Source organism: Nonomuraea sp. NPDC049784 (assembly GCF_040659615.1).
Taxonomy (GTDB): domain Bacteria; phylum Actinomycetota; class Actinomycetes; order Streptosporangiales; family Streptosporangiaceae; genus Nonomuraea.
The window spans coordinates 1-18,779 of sequence record NZ_JBFAMX010000172.1 but is presented as its reverse complement, the minus strand read 5'-3'; the positions used below and the strand labels follow the sequence as shown (position 1 = coordinate 18,779).

Below are 18,779 nucleotides of genomic sequence, written 5' to 3'. Positions count from 1 at the left end.
TGGGACGCGCTGCTGCCCGGGGTGGCGGCGCTCGCACTGGTCGCCTCGCCGCCGTTCCTGGCCGCCTACGACGTGCGGTACGTGATCCCGGCGATCCCGCTGGTCTGCCTGGCCGTGGGGTTGACCCTCGGCGCCCGCTCGCCGTCCCTCCGTGAGCCGGCCGAGGCCGCGCGAGAGCCGCTCAACGTGGGCTGAGCCCTTCTTCGATGAGAAGCTGAATGCTACGGTCTCATCTGTAAAGGAATTCTTACACGTGATGGGAAGCTGTGACGGTGACCGGGCCGACGGGTGACGACCTGGTCGAGATATTCGGTGCGCTGGCCAACCCGCTGCGGCTGCGCATCATGGCGGAGCTGGCGAACGGGCGCGACTACGTGAGCCATCTGGCCCGCGAGATCGGGGTGAGCCGCCCGCTGCTCCACATGCACCTGCGACGACTCGAAGCGGCCGGTCTGATCGCCGGCAGCCTGGAGCTGTCCGACGACGGCAAGGCCATGAAGTACTACGAGGTCACGGATTTCAGCCTGCACCTGACCGCGTCGGCGCTGGCCGAGGCGGCCAAGACACTCACCAGGTCGGACCCGGAGAAGGGTCCTGGACCCAAGGAGCACTCCTGATGATCGATTCTTGGCCCGGGGCGATTTTCTCGCTCGGCGTGCTGCTCGTGGTCGGCTTCTTGATCGCCCTGTTGGTCGTGGGGAGGTTCGAGACCCGCAAGGCCAGGCTCGACGCCGGGCAGGCGGACGATCTGCGGCAGCTCGTGCACCGGTTCGAGCAGCTCGCCGAGAACACGCTGGACGCCCAGCAGCGCGTGGCCGCCGACCTGGCCGAACTGCGCTCCCGTACGGCCTCGATCGAGCAGATCTTACGCACCGTCGAGTAGGAGGCATCACGGTGACGGGCAAGCCGTACGTCGCCCGCTCGCGGAGCCTATCCCTGGAAGCGGGCGACGAAGCGGCGCTGCCAGGGGGTCTCGACGGCGTGTGCCGCGTAGTGCTCGCGTACGTAGGCGACAGCCTGGTCATTGGGGACCCCGTCGAGCACGGCCAGGCAGGCCAGCGCCGTGCCGGTACGTCCGCGGCCGCCGCCGCAGGCGATCTCGACGCGCTCGGACCCGGCGCGTGCCCATGCCTCTCGGAACGCGTCGGCGGTCGCGCCTCGATCGGACGGTAGCCAGAAGTCGGGCCAGCGCAGCCACCGGTGCTCCCAGTCGACGGACGGGGGCCGGCGGCCCAGCAGGTAGAGAGCGAAGGCCGGGCGCGGGCCGTCCGGTAGCGGGTGTCTCAGGCCCCGGCCACGGACGAGCCGGCCCGAGGGCAGTCGCAGCACGCCCGTCGCTGTGGGCTCCCAGGTGGTGATCACGATGAAAGAGCGTAGCCACCGGGTGATTCGGGCGCCTTGCGGACGCGGTGCCGGGCCCAGGCGATCACGGCTGCGAGGAAGACGGCGTTGGAGGCATACTTGCCCGCGTCGGAGGCCGGGACGAGACGTTAGGAACGGCGGGGCATCCGTCGTTCGTCCAGCGGATGGTGACCTTGGTCGAACTGGGCGCTCAGAGACCGAAGGCTCCGCCCTCCACGAGGATGACCAGGCCGAGCCCGATGAGGACGAGCGGAAGCAGGATGTGCCCCCATCGGCTGAGGGCCTTGGCGATCAGCGGCCGGGTGGCGAAGAACCTCCCGGCCAGGCACCAGACGGCGACCAGGATGAGGAAGACGACCACGTACACGCTCGTGCCCGACATGCCGGATGTGGCGAAGACCGGTACGTAGACCCCGATGTTGTCGCCGCCGTTGGCGAACGTGACCGCGGCGACCTCCAGTGCCTTCGGCCCGCCATCCCGCGCGGGCTCCTCGCCGTCCGCGTCTTCACGGTTGCGCCACCCTTGCCAGGCGGCCTTGAGTCCCAGGGCGAGCGGTAGCAGGCCCAGGTACGGAATGACGGAGTCGGGCAGGAACGTGGCGCCGAAGGCCGCGGCGACGGCGACCACCAGGATCGCGGCGAAGCCGGTGTACTGGCCGAGCGTGATCCGCAGGGCGGAGCCGCGGCGTCCGGCTCCCTGGGCGAAGAAGAGGGCCAGGATGACGATGTCGTCGATGTTGGTGACGGCGAACAGGCCGGCGGCTTGCCCGATGGTGCCCGCGTTCACGAAGGTGGGGGTTCCTTCCGCTGGTGGGATCTGTCCGTGCCTGGCACCGTACCGGACCGAGAGCCGCCGCCCGCCGAAGCTGCGAGCCGGCCTCGCTAGGAGCTCGCGCTGGGTACCCCTTCCACGCGCCATCGCCCGTGACGTCGGCCCGCAGTGCGCACCAGCCAACCCTGCGCGGCGCAGCGGACCAACCTTGCACGAGTCGGGCGCGCCCGCGGCGGCGGTGGCCCACACGTCGGTCGCTGATCCGCCGGGATGCCGTCCCCCGGTGCACCACAGCGGGCCGCCCCTGCGCGATTCGGGCACGGCACACCGGCAAGCGCGCGACCAAACGCGGCCGCCCCACCGACACGCCCTGGCCACGATCATCACGGGCGGAAACCTCTCTGACGATCTGCGAGCGGAGCTCATTTCATAGCCGAAAGACGACGGCCGCCTTCGCGCGTTTACTCAATGGGGACATTCCAGCTGAGTGCTTTCACGACACGAATGACCCCGGTACGGCAACCGGTCGGGGAACCGAAATTGCCGTAACCCCTCACCACGATCGCCGCATGTTTGGCTTGGATCCGCCGGGATGATCATCGGGCTGGGAATCCGCAGGTGGGCGGTGGGACGCCGCACGGTGCGTCTACGTCGACCTGGGCCTCAGCACTCCCATTGAAGTACCGGTCCGAGCCCACTCGAGGACGCCGCCAAATTGGTCCACGAAGAATCGCAGGTGCCTCCCGGACTTTCCGAGGCCCGGAGAGGAGGACCTTTCGACAAGCTGGTGTCGGCCGGCCGCCGCAAGGAAGCCGTTTTCGTCGTACGGAGCACAGAGAATATGAGCCGGCCCGTAGCAGAGGCGTTCGCCTCCTCCCGGGACGGGACGCGTAGCCAGGGCCGGGCTTGGCGGCCGAGCGGCGGCGTACGTCGGCGGGTCATCGGATGATCTTGCTTCGCCCTCGGGAGCGGCCCACAGCCCGGCCCAGCCAAACATGATGATGTCTCGCGTTTGGGGCTGGAGTTGACTCCTGGGCCTCCAGCTTTCTGACGTGATTTGTGGGAATAATGGTGACTGCTGGTGAACTCTCCCTCATCCTTTGTTATGGTCACTCCTCGTCCGGGATTGGGACAACCCTTACCTAGGAGGATCATGCGGACCCCGAGGATCGTCGCCCTGACTACGGCTGTGGCGGCGGCCGCCGCTCCCATGCTGGCTCTCGCGTCCCCAGCGATCGCCGAACAGAGCACTACAACGACCACGCAGACCGTCCAGAACGGCCCACTGGACTGGCTCGCCCTTCCGGCTCTCGGCGCCACCGATTGGCTGCAGCGTGTCAAGCAGCTAGTGAGCACGGGCTACGTGCCCGAGGTGCTGAGCGTGACCAACGCGGCCAACCCGCAGTACATGTCCGTGTGGGTCAAGGACACCACCCGCAAGGTGAACGTCCTGCAGGGCCTGTCGGCGACCAACCTGCAGCAGCGCATCGCTGATCAGCTGAAGCTCGGCTACCAGCCGGCCCTGATCTCAGGCGCCGGTTCGGGCGCGGGCGCCGTCTTCGCGGTCGTCTTCGAGAAGACCACCGAGAAGATCCAGTCCAAGCTCGGCCTGACCAAGGACGCCTTCGTCACCCTCAACACCAAGCTCGCCGCCGCCGGTTACACGCTGGGCTCGCTGGACGTGTACGGCACGGTCGAGAAGCCGCTCTACGCGGCCGTCTGGGTCGTCGGGGGCGTCGCGGGCACCGTCCAGGTGACCACCGGTCAGACCGTGGAGCAGCGCGGTCAGGAGCTGCTGGCCAAGGCGAAGCAGGGCCTGCACCCCGTTCTCATGTCCATCGAGCCCGGCAAGCTCTTCACCACCGTGTGGAGCAAGGGCAGCGCGACCGGGCTGAAGGAATACCTGAACCTGTCCCGCGTGACGTACACGCTCAAGTCCACCGAGATGAAGGCACTGGGTTACAAGCCCGAGGTCCTGGACACCGACGGCAACCTCATCGCGGGGATCTGGAGCAAGGGCTAAGAGCTGGTGCGCGCCGGGCCTGTGGTGCCGAGTCCGGGCCATGGGCAGCTGCGCAGGCGTGTGCGATGGCCCGAGTCGCTGTTCTCCCTCACAGTGCTCGGGTCGCGCGCCAACCGCCTGCACCACCCCGCACCGCGCCGCTCGCAGCGCCCCGGCCGGCTACGTCACCTGGGCCGCGTCGCGGGAGATGGCCCGCCGCGGCTGAAGGGCTCCTCCCGGACGGAAGGAACCCTTCAGCTAGGCAGGTTGTGGTGGGGTGTCAGGCGCGTGTCCACCGCTGGTTGGCACCGCCTGAGCAGTCCCAGATCTGCAGCCGGGTGCCGTTGGCCGAGCTGACGCCGGTCGCGTCGAGGCACTTGCCGGCCTGGGGATTGACTATCTGGCCGGTGCCGGAGTCGTAGGTCCATTTCTGGGCACCCGTGCCATTGCAGTCGTACAGCTGCACCTGTGCGCCGTTGGCCGTGGAACCGCTGGCGACGTCCATGCACTTGCCGAGCGCGCGCACCGACCCGTCGCTGTTCCACGTCCAGCTTTGGGCGGCGGTGCCGTTGCAGTCCCAGAGTTGAACGGCTGTGCCGTTGGCGGTGCCGGCACTGGCCACGTCCACGCACTTGCCGCCGATGCCGGTGATCTGGCCGCCACCGGGGCCGCCGGTGGGCGGGGCGTAGACCCGGACGTAGTCGACGGTCAGGGTTTGCGGGAAGGTCGTGGAGCCGTCAGGGTAGCCGGGCCAGTACCCGCCGACCGCCACGTTCATGATCATGAAGAACGGGTGGTCGAAGACCCAGCGGTTGCCGCCGAGGTCGGCCGGAGTCCGGCGCTGGTACTCGACGCCGTCGACGTACCAGACGATCAGGTTCGGGGACCAGTCGACGGCGAAGGTGTGGAACGCGTCGGCGAACGCGCCGTTGATCGAGTACGGCGCGCCGATGCCGCCGGAGCCGGAGTAACCGGGGCCGTGGATGGTGCCGTGTACGGTGCTGGGTTCGCGGCCGATGTTCTCCATGATGTCGATTTCGCCGCTGTTGGGCCATTGGACCGACCCGATGTTGTCACCGAGCATCCAGAAGGCCGGCCAGATGCCCTGGCCACGGGGCAGTTTCATGCGTGACTCGAACCGTCCGTAAGCCCGTGTGAAGGTGGCCGCGGTGAGCAGGCGGGCGGAGGTGTACTGGCAGGTGCCGTAGTGGCACTGGTAGTTGGACGGGTTTTCCCGGCGGGCGGTGATCACCAGGTTGCCGGCGCCGTCCATGGCGGCGTTACGAGTGCTGTTGGTGTAGTACTGCTGCTCATTGTTGCCCCAGCCGCTGCCGCCGATGTCGAAGCGCCATTTCGACTGATCGACGGCGCTGCCGGAGGAACCGTTGAACTCATCGGACCAGACGAGCGGACCGGGGGCGGGAGCGGCGGTGGCGGTGCCTGTCATTGGGACGAGCAGCGCGATCACCGCGACGAGAGCGGCACCGATGGCGGGCAAGGCTCTGGAATGGGGGGTGCGGACCATGTGGGTTACCTCATCGGATCCACGGATGTAGTTTTACGGAAACCTTCCGGCACTATCAGCATCGCTGTCAAGAGAGCGCTCTCTTACATTTAAGGCGGCGATTGACTGATCGGTTCCGTTGCCTTAGGCGAAGGATTCCAGGCGTAACGCCGGGATCATGCAGGATTTGGTGACGGTGCGCCTAGTCGGCCCTGTCTGGGGCGGAGAGCGCTCCAGCACCGATTCCGCGATGAGCGTTACCGGGGTTCCGGTCAGTTCGGCGCGGAAGTGCGTACCGTGCGGCCTCGAGCTCGGAGAAGCGAGACGATCAGCCCGGCGACGGCAGTACGGACAGCTCGCAGGGATAGGCGTCGGGCGGTGCGCTCAGCACCCAGCAGATCATCGCGGCGATCGTCTCGGGCCGGATGCACCTGCCGGGATCGTACGGGCGGCCGAAAGCGCTCCTGACCTCGCCCAACAGGTCCGTCGCGGTCGCGCCGGGATAGACCGTGGTGACACGCACTCCGTAGGTCGCCTCCTCCTCGCGTAACGAATCGGCCAGCTCCCGCAGCGCCGCCTTGCTGCCGACGAACGCCGACCAGCGGGCCACTCCACTCATTCCGGGCGCGGCGTTGACGAAGACCACATGGCCGCGGGAACGTCGTAGCGCGGGGAGAGTCAGCCGTACCAGCTCGGCGGCGGAGCCCACGTTCACCGCCAGCGTCCGCCGCAACGTCTCGGAATCGGCGTCGGCGACGGACGCCACCGGGGAGATCCCCGCGCAATGCACCAGCGCCTGTACATCCGCCAATTGCCCCGCGTCCTCCAGCGTTCGCATGGCGGCGGCCAGCGTTCCAGGCTCGGCGAGATCCGCCTCGATCCCCCGTACGTCCAGCCGCCCGACATCGCGCCCCACGGCAGTCACTTGATGCCCGGCCTCCACCAGCGCGCCGACCAGCGCCACCCCAATCCCGCCGGTGGCTCCGGTCACCAGCACATGTCCCATGACAGCTCCCATCCCTCGGCACGCGGTCCTTGATCATTTCACGCCCGGCATGATGCAGTCGGGTATGACGGTGGAAGAGAGCGCCGGGGCTCAGCGGAACCGATTTGTTGCGGCGATCGCCTGCGCCAGCATGTCGAGCCCACCATGCCCCTCATCGATGACTACGAGGTCGCTGCCAGGCCAGTTCTTGTGTAGTTCCCAAGCCGTCTCAAGAGGCCCGCTCACGTCGAGCTTGCCGTGGATCAGCACCCCGGGAATGCCCTCCAGGAGGTGAGCCTGCTCCACCAGGTCGTCCTTCTCTGGCAGGAAACAATCGTTCGCCCAGTAGTGAGTCACCAGCCGCGCAAACGTCATGCGGAAGACGGGGTCTTTGAAGCGTGGGTTTGACTGATACTTCGGGTCGAGGCTTACGTGCGTGTCCTCCCACTCGCACCAATCGCGGGCGGCCTTCTCGCGCGTCCGCGGATCGGCCAGGAGCTCGGCGTAAGCCGCGGCCAGGTTGCCGTCCCGGTCCTGCTCGGGTACGGCGTCGCGGAAGCGCTCCCACTCCTGCGGAAAGACCCGTCCAACGTCACGGGTGATCCACTCGATCTCCTTGCGGCGCCCCGCGGTGACCGCGAACAGGATCAGTTCGCTCACCCGCTCCCGGTACTGCTGCGCGTAGGCCAGGCTCAGGGTCGAGCCCCACGAGACCCCGAGCAACTGCCACTTCTCGATGCTCAGGTGCTCGCGCAGGAGCTCCATGTCGGCGATGAGGTGCTGGGTGGTGTTGGCCGACAGGTCGGTCTCCAGCAACCCGGCATCCGGCGTGCTGCGACCGCACCCCCGCTGGTGGAACAGGACGATCCGGTACGCCTCGGGGTCGTGGTATCGCCGCCAGTTCGCCGAGACCGCAGCCCCGGGACCGCCATGCACGATCACCGCCGGCTTGCCCGCCGGGTTGCCGCTGACCTCCCAGTAGATCTCGTTACCGTCGCCTACGTTGAGCATGCCCTGGTCATATGGCTCAATCGGGGAGTACATGGGCGCCAAGGTAACGTCCTGGGCTGCTCAGCTGCGACCATTTTTCTGCCTCCTGAAGGAGGCGAACCGTCCAACCCGCGTCGGGCGTTCGCCCGGATCTGCGTAGCCGCAGACCTCCGGGGAGGGACCGCGGCTCGGCTGCAGGCGCCCCGCTGCGCCTGCTCCCCGGTGTAATGCTGAGCAAAGCCGGACCGGATAAGAGGCGACTAAATCTACGATTTTAGGGCGCGCATAAAGGCATGCTCGTCGCATTGCGGAATTGGCCGGTTCGGACTCGACGCCGAGTTCGGAGAGCCGCAAAATTTCATGTCCCAGAGATTGATGAAGAGAACTTTCAGAGTTATGTTCATGATCGACCCGTCGTTCCATATAGGCGGCGAGATGTCGAAATGCTCCCTCAAGCGGCCTTCCCCTCCCGCCGAAGTTGATCACCATGCCGCCAACGTAGTTCCGTCGCCACGGGGCTCATCGACATCAAGGAACTGGGCGCCTAACCGTATCCCCCCATACGCACCTGTTCAGAGAGGTGAGCATGCCCACAACCGACAGGCCGACCTGGCCGAAGATCCTCAGGCCCGCGATCACTGCCCTGTTAGTCACTCTCGCCGCGGCGCTGATTCCCCAGGCCGCCTCAGCGCAGGGCGCCAGCGTCCTGGCCGTGTCTCACAAGAGCCCGTTCAACTGCGGGAAGACCTTCTATGCCAACAACTGGACCCCCAGCCACAGCCCATCGGGTGCCATCGACTGGCAGGACTATGGAGGCGATGACATCAACGGTGAGACCGTGCGTGCCACCGCTTCGGGCACCGCGTACTTCTACGACGCGGGAAGCACGAGCTACGGCCAGTGGGTGGAGGTCCGTCACAGCGACGGCACCAGAACCCGCTATGCCCACCTCGCGACCATGGTGAAGTCGGCCGGCGGCTCGATGAGCGTCAGCCAGGGCACCACGATCGGTACAGTCGGTTCGACGGGCGGCTCAACAGCTCCGCACCTGCACTACGAACAGCGGACCTCCACCGGTGCGGTGGACACCAGCCCGACCGTAGAGGGCGTGACCGTTTCTCTGGGCGAGAAGAAGGCCATTACGAGCACCAACACCTGCAGCAGCAACCCCTACACCCCTGAAGAGGTCTGCGGCAGCGGTTACGCGGTCATCGACTCCGCCGCCCTCACCGGTGGTCGCACCTACCTGCTCTACAACTCCGGTAATGGCTACAACTGCGTGGTGACGCTGAAGACGACGAACCTCGGCTCACCGACGTCGACGTCGGCCTTCCTGGAGCCGCAAGGGGAAAGCAGGACGACCGACTCAGGCAGCTACGACTACTACGCGGGGCCTGTCAGACGCGACGCGGCCAGCCAATGCGTCAAGTGGGGCGGCTCCGTCGGTAGCAGCTCATACACCAGCCCGTTCGAACACTGCGGTTAAGAGCCTGACTCAGTTGGCGGTCGGTCGTTGAAGGAGCCCTCCAGCGACTGGTGTTCTCAGCTGCGCAAGACGTCAAAGGCCACTACCCGATCACAGGAAGTGGCCTTTGACCTGCGGTGAAGCCTGGGAGATTCAAACTCCTGACTTCCAATATGATCATGATATATCGCTCCCCCGGTTTGAAGGAGACACAGATGCGTCTACGTGCAGCCCTCCTGACAGCAGCCATAGCCGCCATGGCTGTCACCGCACTCAGCACCCCTGCCCAGGCGGCCAGCTGGGTGTTCATCGGCGTCTACACCAGCAAGTACAACTGCATCGACGCCGGCCAACAATACGTCCGTGAAGGTTTCAGCCAGTACGACTGCTCGGGTAGCCCGGGCTACTACGAGCTTTGGGTTCGGTAACACGTGCACGGTCAGCTGGAGTGAGCGGCACTTGACACAGTCGCCGCTCCCACCTGCAAAGATGGCCCGAACGCCGCTTCCCCTGATCTGGGAGGCGGCGTTTACTCGGTTCGTCACGCGGTCGGATGCGGGGCTCGCTCATCCGACGTCGCCGGGTGACGGCGAGCCCGTGTCCCGCTCGGTGCCCGGTCCCGGCGTGCGCGGTGCTGCTGACCAACGACGAATTCGCCTCGCTGATCGAGGAAATCGAGGCATCGGTCGCCGCGCGAACCGGGCATGAGCCGGGCGACGGCCGCACCCGTCACATCCTGAGCCTCGTCGTCGTGCCGGACAAATCCGAGATGGATCCCGACCCCCACCGGGTAGCCGATTGAGACGATCCTTGCAGCGCGGCGATCCGGTCCATCTCGTAGGCGAGGCTGACGCGGTAGCCGCCGGGGCTGGGGAGAGGTCTGCCGGCGAGAAGCAGCAGCGTTTGCCGGTCAGTTTGGACAGCGGTCGGGCGTTGATCGGGGCTGCAATGTCGGTGAGAAGTAACAGCACTCGGGCGATCAGAGATCACCTGAGGTCATCGCAGGCTCTCGTTTTGGCGTGCACTCCACACGGCCAGCCCGGCAGCCAAGACGAGACCCCCGGCGAGCCATAGGATGCCCTGGAGTGGCAGGGCATCGACGACTGCACCGCCAGCCAGCGCGCCGAGACCGATCGAGAGGTTGAACACCGCCACCCACAGAGCGGAGGCTTCCTCGACCGCCTGTGGCGCGGCCTTGATCATCCACGTCTGGAGGCTCGTGGAGACCCCGCCGTACACCAGGCCCCAGACCACGAGCAGCGTCACCCCGCCCGCGCCGGTAAGTCCTGCCACGGGGTAAAGCAGCACGGTCACCCCCAAGGCGGCGGCAATGGACAGGACAGTGCGATGGAGCCTCTTGGCCACGGCGGCACCCGCGATGAAGTTTCCCACGATGCCCGACACGCCGAATCCGAACAGCAGCGGCCCGACGAGTCGCTCGTCGATGCCGGACAGATCCCGCAGCACAGGGCTGATGAACGTGTAGGCCGAGAAGTGGCCGGTCACGATCAGGAAGGTCGCCAGGATGCCGACCCGGACGCCCTGGTTGCGGAACTGGCCGGCCAGCCGCCGCAGGCCGACGGGCTGAGCCGCCGTCAACGGTGGCAGCACGGCCAGCAAGGCGACCAGCACGGCAAGCGCGAGGGCGCTCAGCGCTCCGAACGCGATCCGCCAGTTCGCCAGCCCGCCGATCATCGTGCCGATGGGGACGCCGAAGACGTTCGCGGCCCCAACGCCGCCGAAGATGATCGCAGTGGCCCGCGGCACGTGTGAGGCTGGGACGAGCCGGACGGCCAGGGCCCCGGCGATGGCCCAGAACCCGCCGATGGCCACCCCGACCAGCACGCGGGCAGCGATCAGGAGCGGGTAGGTGGGGGCCAGGGCGGATGCCAGGTTGGCGAGCGTCATGAGTCCCATCAAGGCGACGAGCAAGAGCCTGCGGTCCATCCTGCCGACGAGCAGCGGGACCATTGGCGCCGCGACGGCAGCGACGATGCTGGGGACCGTGACCATCAACCCCGCTGCGCCCTCCGACACCGACAGTGCCGATCCGACGGGGGTGAGCAGTCCGATGGGGAGCTGCTCTGCCGTGACCAGGAGAAATGTGCCGAAGGCTACGGCGGACACCGCGATCCAATGACTTTTCGGTGATGTGTCTCGCTCGCTCAGGGTTGGGTCCGTTGCCGTCACGCTGAATCCTCTCTCCAATTCGGGAGCGATCGCTCCCATATGGCGGCATACGCTAATACGGGAGCGATCGCTCCACAACTTTGTTAGGGTGGGACTATGGCACGACCCAGGGAGTTCGATGAGCGGGACGTGATCGCCAAGGCGACCCACCTGTTCTGGTGCCGCGGCTACAACGCCACGTCCGTCCGTGACCTGGGCGCCGAGCTCAACCTCAAGCAGAGCAGCCTGTATCGGACCTTCAACGACAAGCGCACACTGTTCCTGCGGGCACTGGACCACTATCGGGCCACCGAGTCTGCTCAAGCCGAAGAGCAACTGAGTGTCCCCGGCTCCAGCCTCCAGGCCCTGCGGGAGTGGCTGATCTGGATGGTCAACCACAAGGCTGGTCGTGGCTGCTTCGTGGTCAACACGGCCACCGAGCTGGGCGCCACCGACCCCGCAGTCCAGCAAAGGACCGAGGCTGCGTTCGAAGGCACCCGGAAGACCCTCGCGTCGCTCCTACGCCGCGGCATCCGCGACGGCGACCTGCCTACCACATTGGACGTCGAGGCTGCGGTGGAGTCGCTGTTCACGACGGTGCTTGGGCTGCGCGTGCGCGAACGCGCCGGACACGATGCCCAACGGCTGGCCACGGCTATCGACTTCACGATCAAAATGCTCGCGGGACCTGCGACCTGACTGGCTGCGATCTGAGGTCGAGATCACCTACTCGTACAAGGGACGCACGTATACGGACAGCTGGGTGAACGCGATCGCCGTATGCAGTCCCGCCAACGGTCTGACCTTCCTCCAGGATCAATCCGGTGGTCATTGCCCGGCGTTCCAGGCACTGTTGGGTCTGTGCCGGAGAACAACTTCGACGAACGGGTAGCACGGACTTATGAGGCCAAGTGGCCGGAATTGTTCGATCCCGCGGTCGTTGACCCTGCTGTAAGTTTCCTCGCCGATCTGGCCGGACCAGGCGGCGCTGCTCTTGAACTGGGCATCGGTACCGGGCGCATCGCGTTGCCGCTCAGCCAACGAGGTGTCCGGGTGCACGGCATCGAACTGTCGCCGGCGATGGTGGCGCAGCTAGCGACCAAACCGGGCGCGGAGCACATCAGCGTGACGATCGGCGACTTCGCCACCACCAGGGTGGGCGGCACTTTCACCCTCGCCTACCTGGTGCGTAACACCATCACGAACCTAACCACACAAGACGAACAGGTCGAGTGCTTCCGCACCGTGGCGGCGCAGCTGGAACCCGGCGGCTGTTTCGTCATCGAGGTCTATATCCCGGAGCTTCGGCGTCTCCCACCCGGCCAGTCCATCCACCCGTTCACCGTGACCCCGGCGCATCTCGGTTTCGAGGAGTACGACGTGGCATCGCAGATCGCCGTCTCCCATCACTACTGGGTAGTGGACGGCCAGCTTGAAACCCGTTCATCGCCGCATCGCTTCGTATGGCCGTCCGAACTTGACCTGATGGCACGGCTCGCCGGAATGACCTTGCGCGAGCGATGGGCCGGTTGGAAGCGCGAGCCCTTCACCAGCGACAGCAGGAACCACGTCTCGGTTTGGCAGAAGACGTCGTAACGGCCACGCGGAAGGCACGTGAGCCGGCCAAGGCGGGCGCACCCTCACACAGCGCCCTCTCTGTCACACTCGGCACGGCACCTATCCACGCTGATCATCCGCCAGCCGAATGCGACTACACGCCGACCTGATCAAGCCCACATGCCCTACGCCACAGCCGGCTTTTCGCAATGCCGGATCTGTGACAAGCCGAATGGCAGCCTGGAGTTCACGGATGGCGTGTTCCTGTGGCCGCAGGGGTCGGCCCACTACGTAAGGGGAAGGGACGAGATCATCAAGCACGCCCAGCAGTGGTCTGATCCGATGACCTGGAAGGTGGATCTGACATGGTGGAAGAACCAGAAAGCGCACGGACGACGGGAATCGAACCCACGCTGTCAGCTGGGGCCTCGTCTAATGGCCGTAGGTGTCAGCTCTGAATGAGCAGTGTCCGCACCCATCGAAGCGCGAGGAAAGCGTGAGCCAGTATTTCCAGGTTGGCGATCAAGTCCTCTGGAACCCTTCGAACGGAGTCGCCGGCCTGTTCATACGATCAGCGGAGGCGCTTGCGCCCGAGACGGGATTGCCGACGGGACTCGGCCTTATGGAGAGCGACGAGTGTGAGGGAGCAGGTTCGCCGGCTGGCCGACGCCGGGCACCAGCCTCAAGTGCACTGGGTCGCCGACGGTTTCCTCGACGAAGCGGGCCGAAAGCTGGCCTGGAGCCGAGTCAACCGCCACCTGTTCGAGTAGTACAGGGTCGCCGGGCAACCCCCAGTCGCCGTCCACCTTCGCCAGTAGTCAGTACGACGGCGCCAGTCCATGAACTACAGTCATCCGCCATGGCCGAATCCTCCTACCTGACGGCGACGGCGGAAGCTTACGATGCCGTCGCCGCCCGCTACGTCGAGCTCGTCCGAGGTGCGCTCGACCGCCTGCCCCTGGATCGCGCAGTGCTCGCCGCGTTCGCCGAGCTCGTACGGACCGCCGGTCCCCGGCCCGTCGCCGAGGCAGGATGTGGCCCCGGACATATGACGGCGCACCTGCGGGACCTTGGCCTGGACGCCTTCGGCGTCGACCTGTCTCCCGTGATGATCGACTTTGCTCGTGAGGCTTATCCCGATCTGCGCTTCGAGGTCCGTTCGATGGATGCCCTTGACCTGGCCGACGGCGAGTTGGGCGGCCTCATGTCCTGGTACTCCGTCATCCACATCCCGCCGCAGGAACTACCGCCATATTTCGCCGAGTTCCGCCGGGTGGTGGCCCCGGGCGGCTACCTTCTGCTCGGATTCTTCGAATCTGAGGGCGGGCCGGTACGGGCATTCGATCACAAGGTGGCGCCGGCCTACCGATGGCCGATCGACGACCTCGCCGAACTGGCGCGCAAGGCAGACTTCGTCGAAGTGGCGCGAATGCTGCGCGAGCCTCACGAGGATGAGCGGTTCCGCCGAGGCCATCTGCTGATGTGTAGACAGTAGATTCGGCGACTGGTGGAGTCCCCCGCAGACCCGGCGCCGTACGTGAGCATCACGTCGAGCCGGGCCTGCGGAGAGCGTGCTATGTGAGCGCCGACCGCTTGCTCGGCTGGGGGTCCGTCTGGTCCGGCGTGGGCGACAGTAGCTCCCGTAGCCGGCTCACCGGCGAGGCGAACAGGCCGATGATCACGGCTGCTGAGGCGGCGGCAGCTATCGTCAGCGCGGCGTGCGCGCCGATCGCCCCCGCGAGCAGGCCGGCGGACAGGCCGCCCAGCGCACCGCCGCCGAACAGCAAGGTGCGGAAGAGCGCGGTCATCCGGCCCATCATCGAGGGCGGTGTGACGGTCTGGCGCAGGCTGACGATGATGACTCCGGTGCCCAGCAGGGAGAGTGTTTCGCCGAACCAGAACCGCAGGAAGTCATGGTTGCGCCACAGTGCCGAGGTCACCGCGGGCCGTCCTTCGCCAGCTCGGCGACCATCGCCACCACCCGGTCCACCTCATCTTCGGTGTTGTAGTAGTGGGGCGACAGGCGCAGCGCCCATTCCACGTCCTTGTCGGCGAAGTCGTACTGGGCGAACTCACGGAAGCTGAGCGCGGAGTTGATCCCCCGGGAGTCCAGGGCCGCCTTGAACGGTTGCGGCCGCCAGCCCTCGACATCGAAGGTGACCAGCGCCGCGAGCCCCGGCCCGCGGTCCAGCACCCGGATGCCGGGGATGCCGGCCAGGTGATCGCGCAGGCGAGCCGCCAGCGCGGGGGTGCGGCGGGAGATGCGGTCCAGTCCCACCCGCAGGGCGTAGCGGACGGCCGCCGCGCAGCCGAGCAGCGTGGCGTAGGGGAACTCCCACTCCTCGAAGCGGGCCGCGCCGTCCACCGGCTCGTAACGGTCGCCCGCGACCCAGCGCGCGCCGTACATGTCGATGAACAGCGGTTCATATCCCTGGGCGAGCACGCGGTCGGAGACGTACAGGAAACCCGAGCCGCGTGGGCCGCGCAGGAACTTGCGGCACGTCGAGGTGAGCAGGTCGCAGCCGATCTCCTCGACGTGGATGGGGTACTGGCCGACCGACTGGCAGGCGTCCACCAGGTAGAGCAGGCCCAGCTCACGGCAGTGGCGGCCGATCTCGGCAACCGGCTGGACCAGGCCCGAGTTGGTGGGCACGTGGGTGGCGGCGACCAGCCGCGGCCGCTTGGCGCGCATCATCGCGGCCATCGCCTCCGCGTCCACGCCGCTGCCGTCGGGGTGGTCGGGCGCGTGCACGATCTCCACGCCGAACCGCTTGCGCAGCGCCAGGAAGGCGATCTGGTTGGAGATGAAGTCGTTGCGCGTGGTCAGGATGACGTCGCCGGGCTCGAAGGGGATGGCCGACAAGGCCTTGCTGTAGGCGTGGGTGGCGCTTCCCGCGAAGGCGATGTTCTCCGGGCGGCACCCGAGGAGATCGGCGATCGAACCATGGAAGTCGCGTACCTGGGCGGCGCGGGCGGCCGAGGCCTCGTAACCGCCGATGGCCGCCTCCAGTTTCAGGTGGTCGACCATCGCCTCGAGCACGGATGTCGGGAGGAGGCCGCAGCTGGCGTTGTTGAAGTGGATGACCTGCTCGCAGGCGGGAGCGTCGGCCCGCAGGGCCCGGAGCGTTTCCTCGCTGAACGCGAAAGCGTTACTCTTATCTCTCATGTCCGAGAGTAACATTATCGATCGGCTTGTCGTGAGTCTGCGCGCGGAGATCGCCAGGCTCGCCCCCGGCGACCGGCTGCCCAGCGCCCGTGAACTGGTGCGCCGCCACGGAGTGAGCCCGGTAACGGTGACCCGCGCCTTCGCGCTCCTGGCAGCCGAAGGCGCCGTGGTGACCCGCCCGGGCAGCGGCACGTTCGTCGCCCAGCCTCGGGCCCAGCCCGGCACGATGCCCGCCGACACCTCCTGGCAGGCGGTGGCTCTCGGCGACCGCAGCGTGGACACAGCGCGGGTGAGCCACCTGCTCGGCCCGCCGCCGCCCGGCGCCATCACGATGTCGGGCGGATATCTGCACCGCTCTCTCCAGCCGACCCGGGCGCTGGCCGCCGCGCTGGCCAGGGCCTCACGCCGCCCCGACGCCTGGGACCGCGCCCCGGCCCAAGGGCTGGCACCACTACGCGCCGTCTTCGCCCGCCTGGCCTCCGCCGGCCCCGAAGACGTGCTCATCACCGGCGGCGGCCAAGGCGCGCTGTCGATGGCCTTCCGCGCCATCGCCCCGCCGGGCAGCCCTGTCCTGGTGGAGTCGCCCACCTACCCCGGCGCCCTGAGCGCCGCCCGGGCCGCCGGTCTGCGATCGATTCCGGTGCCGATGGACGCCGACGGCATCCGCCCCGACCTGCTGGCCGAGACCTTCGCGATGACCGGCGCCCGGCTGCTGTACTGCCAGCCGACCTTCCACAACCCCACCGGCGCCGTCCTGTCGCTCGAGCGGCGCCGCCAGGTGGTCGCGGTAGCCCGCGCGAGCGGCGCCTTCGTCCTGGAAGACGACTTCGCCCGACTGCTCGGCCACGGCGGGCCGACCCCCCGCCCCCTGGTCGCCGACGACCACGACGGCACCGTGGTCTACCTGACCTCCCTGACCAAGGCGGCCTCGCCCAGCCTGCGCATCGGCGCGCTCCTCGCCAGGGGCCCGGTGATGGCCAGGCTGCGCGCGATGCGACTGGTCGACGACTTCTTCGTCGCCCGCCCCCTGCAGGAAGCCGCGATCGAACTGGTCAGCACGCCGACATGGGACCGGCACCTGCGTACGCTGTCCACCGCACTGCGCGAGCGCTGCTCCACCCTGGCCGCCGCGCTGGCCGAACACGTCCCCCAGTGGCGTGTGGCCGGCGTCCCAGCGGGCGGCCTGCACCTGTGGGCGGAAACCGACCGTGCCGGCAACGTCGGCGAGATGAGCAGACGGTGCGGCGTGACGGTCGAACCCGGCCAGGACTTCTTCGCCGCCGAGGCGCCGGGACAGTTCGTCAGGCTGGGGTTCGCCGCTGTGCCTGACCTTGCCGACCTTGTCGAGGGCGCGCGACGCCTGGGATCGGCACTCGAACATCGTCCACGTACTTCGACCTCGGGCATGGATGACGGGCTCCAAGGCCAGTGAGGTGTCGCGCTGTGATGGCCGTGACCCTGAAGGCCTGGACAATGAATCATTCGGCCTGCGGCTCCTCGTAAGGGATGCGGCTCAGGTGCAGGATCTCGCCCAGGGTCCCCCACTCGTCGCGACCGAGCTTGGTCAACGGGCGCAGCAGCTCGGCGTCGGGCCGGCCGTTGACGATGTACTCCTCATGCACTGCCGCGAGGAAGACCCGGCCGAAGACCAGGGTGGAGTTGCCCATGCGCAGAGTGGTGTGTGAACGGCACTCCAGGACCACTGGAGAGGCGGCAACCCGGGGCGGCCGCACATGACGGCTGGCTTCACGTTCGATTCCCGCGAAGCTGAATTCGCTGATGGTACGAGGGAAATCGATGGCGGTGGCGTTGATCAGGTGCAGCAGCGGTTCGGAGGAGAAGTTGACGACGAACTCTCCGGTGTCCTCGACATTGCGCAGGGAATCCTTGCGGCCGATCGAGGTGAACTGCACGATCGGCGGATCGGTACTGGCGATGCTGAAGAAGGAGTGCGGAGCGAGGTTCTCCACCGCTCCGTCGGGTGTGACGGTGGAGACCCACGCGATCGGACGCGGAACGACGACCGAGGTCATGAACCGGAAGAAGGCCACCCCACCTATGGCCTCGGGATCGAAGTCGACGCGCATAACGTTTAGTATTCAGCGCTCTCACACTGTGTAGTGGTCGCCGCGCGGGAAGCGCGGGGCATACTGCGACGGCCGGTGCGGTGGTCAGCCGGACTATGAAGATGGGTTTGCCGGGTACGTGCGGCTGAAGGCCGCTTTCGCACGGCTCGGCGGTCGGCGTCCAGAGAGAAGCTCTGGCTCACGGTTGGCCGCAGCCTGCCCGCGTCGACCAGGTCGGCAAGGTGCCCGAGTCCGGCCGGCGTCTGGCCGGCCCACATGTCGTTGACCTGGCGTTTCTGTGCGAATACCTGGGGTGGGGGCGCGCCCAGGGTGACCAGGCGACCTCCGCGGCGAAGGACGGGGTAGGACCGGTGGAGGGTGGTGCCCCACTGTGTCGAGCACCACGTCGGCGCTGGGCGCGAGCACGCTCAACTGTGCGACACCGGGCTGGAGATCTACTTCGCCGGCCTGTGCCGCAGCCGCCGTCCGGCCCAGCCAGGTCCAGAACCAGGCTGCCCTGGACTGGTCAGGCAGAAGCCATGCACGTTCCGGCAGATCATCCCTGAGTCACCAGGCGTCCTGGACCGCACCAGCGGCCCCTATAAGCGTGACATTGAGACCAGGCTCCTACCTCAGCTACCTACGGTGTCAACGGCCATGAGGATCCCCAGGTAGGTGGACTTGGGTTCTCTCAGCTGGTGGCCATCAGAAATCCATACTGATGGCCGGGGTGGTCCTGAT

General features: G+C 67.1%; 20 protein-coding genes and 3 pseudogenes. 13 read left to right on the top strand and 10 right to left on the bottom strand.

Annotated elements, in window-relative coordinates; translation table 11 throughout:
- The 3 genes and pseudogenes from AB0J09_RS29870 to AB0J09_RS29860 form a co-directional block, all read left to right on the top strand.
- A pseudogene (locus tag AB0J09_RS29870) lies at positions 1–195 on the top strand (hypothetical protein); the annotation flags it as partial.
- Positions 196–272: 77 nt separating this feature from the next.
- A complete protein-coding gene (locus tag AB0J09_RS29865; RefSeq protein WP_360698259.1) occupies positions 273–617 on the top strand; it encodes a winged helix-turn-helix domain-containing protein in 345 nt (114 codons plus the stop codon).
- Positions 617–883 carry a hypothetical protein gene (locus tag AB0J09_RS29860; protein ID WP_360698257.1) on the top strand — a complete coding sequence of 89 codons (267 nt, stop codon included), beginning with the start codon at positions 617–619 and terminating at the stop codon, positions 881–883. Before AB0J09_RS29865 ends, AB0J09_RS29860 begins: the two co-directional genes overlap by 1 nt.
- A 47-nt stretch (positions 884–930) precedes the next feature.
- On the opposite strand, the gene AB0J09_RS29855 is transcribed toward AB0J09_RS29860, so the two are convergent.
- Together AB0J09_RS29855 and AB0J09_RS29850 are read right to left on the bottom strand one after the other, a co-directional pair.
- A complete protein-coding gene (locus AB0J09_RS29855; RefSeq protein ID WP_360698255.1) occupies positions 931–1,362 on the bottom strand; it encodes a protein phosphatase in 432 nt (143 codons plus the stop codon).
- Between the two features lie 190 nt (positions 1,363–1,552).
- Positions 1,553–2,149, bottom strand: a complete 597-nt coding sequence (locus tag AB0J09_RS29850) for a cadmium resistance transporter (protein WP_360698253.1) — start codon at positions 2,147–2,149, stop codon at positions 1,553–1,555.
- Positions 2,150–3,287: 1,138 nt separating this feature from the next.
- Here AB0J09_RS29850 and AB0J09_RS29845 point away from each other — a divergent pair.
- Complete coding sequence (locus AB0J09_RS29845; protein ID WP_360698251.1) at positions 3,288–4,157, top strand: hypothetical protein; 870 nt, start codon at positions 3,288–3,290, stop codon at positions 4,155–4,157.
- 259 nt (positions 4,158–4,416) lie between these two features.
- Here AB0J09_RS29845 and AB0J09_RS29840 read toward each other — a convergent pair whose 3' ends face one another.
- The 3 genes from AB0J09_RS29840 to pip form a co-directional block, all read right to left on the bottom strand.
- Positions 4,417–5,661, bottom strand: a complete 1,245-nt coding sequence (locus AB0J09_RS29840) for a lectin (RefSeq protein ID WP_360698249.1) — start codon at positions 5,659–5,661, stop codon at positions 4,417–4,419.
- Between the two features lie 307 nt (positions 5,662–5,968).
- A complete protein-coding gene (locus tag AB0J09_RS29835; RefSeq protein WP_360698247.1) occupies positions 5,969–6,646 on the bottom strand; it encodes an SDR family NAD(P)-dependent oxidoreductase in 678 nt (225 codons plus the stop codon).
- 90 nt (positions 6,647–6,736) lie between these two features.
- Positions 6,737–7,669: a prolyl aminopeptidase gene (pip, locus tag AB0J09_RS29830; protein WP_360698245.1), complete on the bottom strand. Its 933-nt coding sequence runs from the start codon at positions 7,667–7,669 to the stop codon at positions 6,737–6,739.
- 532 nt (positions 7,670–8,201) lie between these two features.
- Between pip and AB0J09_RS29825 the strand changes: the two genes are divergently transcribed.
- The 3 genes from AB0J09_RS29825 (at position 8,202) to AB0J09_RS29815 (ending at position 9,882) form a co-directional block, all read left to right on the top strand.
- Positions 8,202–9,101 carry a M23 family metallopeptidase gene (locus tag AB0J09_RS29825; RefSeq protein ID WP_360698243.1) on the top strand — a complete coding sequence of 300 codons (900 nt, stop codon included), beginning with the start codon at positions 8,202–8,204 and terminating at the stop codon, positions 9,099–9,101.
- Between the two features lie 194 nt (positions 9,102–9,295).
- A complete protein-coding gene (locus tag AB0J09_RS29820) occupies positions 9,296–9,508 on the top strand; it encodes a hypothetical protein (RefSeq protein WP_360698241.1) in 213 nt (70 codons plus the stop codon).
- Positions 9,509–9,711: 203 nt separating this feature from the next.
- Positions 9,712–9,882, top strand: coding sequence for a hypothetical protein (locus AB0J09_RS29815; protein WP_360698239.1), 171 nt, complete (start codon positions 9,712–9,714; stop codon positions 9,880–9,882).
- Positions 9,883–10,076: 194 nt separating this feature from the next.
- On the opposite strand, the gene AB0J09_RS29810 is transcribed toward AB0J09_RS29815, so the two are convergent.
- A complete protein-coding gene (locus AB0J09_RS29810) occupies positions 10,077–11,207 on the bottom strand; it encodes an MFS transporter (RefSeq protein WP_360698237.1) in 1,131 nt (376 codons plus the stop codon).
- A 159-nt stretch (positions 11,208–11,366) separates the two neighbouring features.
- On the opposite strand from AB0J09_RS29810, the gene AB0J09_RS29805 reads away from it, so the two are divergent.
- From AB0J09_RS29805 to AB0J09_RS29785, 5 genes and pseudogenes are all read left to right on the top strand, one after another.
- Complete coding sequence (locus tag AB0J09_RS29805; RefSeq protein ID WP_360698235.1) at positions 11,367–11,948, top strand: TetR/AcrR family transcriptional regulator; 582 nt, start codon at positions 11,367–11,369, stop codon at positions 11,946–11,948.
- Positions 11,949–12,110: 162 nt separating this feature from the next.
- Positions 12,111–12,845 carry a class I SAM-dependent methyltransferase gene (locus tag AB0J09_RS29800; RefSeq protein ID WP_360698233.1) on the top strand — a complete coding sequence of 245 codons (735 nt, stop codon included), beginning with the start codon at positions 12,111–12,113 and terminating at the stop codon, positions 12,843–12,845.
- Between the two features lie 406 nt (positions 12,846–13,251).
- A pseudogene (locus AB0J09_RS29795) lies at positions 13,252–13,389 on the top strand (DUF6086 family protein); the annotation flags it as partial.
- Between the two features lie 55 nt (positions 13,390–13,444).
- Positions 13,445–13,576, top strand: coding sequence for a hypothetical protein (locus tag AB0J09_RS29790; protein WP_360698264.1), 132 nt, complete (start codon positions 13,445–13,447; stop codon positions 13,574–13,576).
- An 89-nt stretch (positions 13,577–13,665) separates the two neighbouring features.
- Positions 13,666–14,301: a class I SAM-dependent methyltransferase gene (locus AB0J09_RS29785; protein WP_360698261.1), complete on the top strand. Its 636-nt coding sequence runs from the start codon at positions 13,666–13,668 to the stop codon at positions 14,299–14,301.
- A gap of 79 nt (positions 14,302–14,380) precedes the next feature.
- Here the strand turns inward: AB0J09_RS29785 and AB0J09_RS29780 are convergent, their stop codons facing one another.
- Both AB0J09_RS29780 and AB0J09_RS29775 read right to left on the bottom strand, forming a co-directional pair.
- Positions 14,381–14,746 carry an MFS transporter gene (locus AB0J09_RS29780; RefSeq protein ID WP_360698231.1) on the bottom strand — a complete coding sequence of 122 codons (366 nt, stop codon included), beginning with the start codon at positions 14,744–14,746 and terminating at the stop codon, positions 14,381–14,383.
- Positions 14,743–15,972, bottom strand: a complete 1,230-nt coding sequence (locus tag AB0J09_RS29775) for an aminotransferase class V-fold PLP-dependent enzyme (protein ID WP_360698229.1) — start codon at positions 15,970–15,972, stop codon at positions 14,743–14,745. Before AB0J09_RS29775 ends, AB0J09_RS29780 begins: the two co-directional genes overlap by 4 nt.
- A gap of 31 nt (positions 15,973–16,003) precedes the next feature.
- On the opposite strand from AB0J09_RS29775, the gene AB0J09_RS29770 reads away from it, so the two are divergent.
- On the top strand, positions 16,004–17,404 hold the full coding sequence (locus tag AB0J09_RS29770; RefSeq protein WP_360698227.1) for a PLP-dependent aminotransferase family protein: 1,401 nt from the start codon (positions 16,004–16,006) through the stop codon (positions 17,402–17,404).
- Positions 17,405–17,450: 46 nt separating this feature from the next.
- Here the strand turns inward: AB0J09_RS29770 and AB0J09_RS29765 are convergent, their stop codons facing one another.
- Both AB0J09_RS29765 and AB0J09_RS29760 read right to left on the bottom strand, forming a co-directional pair.
- Positions 17,451–18,059: a flavin reductase family protein gene (locus AB0J09_RS29765; protein WP_360698225.1), complete on the bottom strand. Its 609-nt coding sequence runs from the start codon at positions 18,057–18,059 to the stop codon at positions 17,451–17,453.
- Between the two features lie 5 nt (positions 18,060–18,064).
- Positions 18,065–18,415 (bottom strand): annotated as a pseudogene (locus AB0J09_RS29760) (zinc-binding dehydrogenase); the annotation flags it as partial.
- Positions 18,416–18,779: the final 364 nt, after the last annotated feature.